The organism is Psychrobacter pygoscelis (assembly GCF_004335015.1).
Taxonomy (GTDB): Bacteria; Pseudomonadota; Gammaproteobacteria; order Pseudomonadales; family Moraxellaceae; genus Psychrobacter; species Psychrobacter pygoscelis.
The window spans coordinates 1-229 of record NZ_RQRU01000031.1; the positions used below are offsets into that span (position 1 = coordinate 1).

General features: G+C 56.8%; 1 protein-coding gene. It reads right to left on the bottom strand.

Annotated features, from left to right (window positions below):
- Positions 1-229 (bottom strand): hypothetical protein (locus tag EGV92_RS14050; protein ID WP_165525642.1); only part of this gene is annotated, 229 nt, incomplete at both ends.

Consider the following 229-nt stretch of genomic DNA (forward strand, 5'->3'; position numbering starts at 1 on the left):
CCACCTCTTCGCTGTTATAAACGTCGTCAGCACCGGTGCTTTCAAAGCCAATAACTGGGGCAGTTGGCGCTATGGTGTCTGCTTGGGGCGCTCTGTCAGTAACGTTAGGACTGGGGTTACCGGCGGCATCAGTGACGCTAGCGCTAACCTCAGTGCCCGGGGCAATCTCAATGGCAACTCCGTCGTCGATGATTGCTTGGGTCACGGGGGCGACTTCACCGTTAACTGT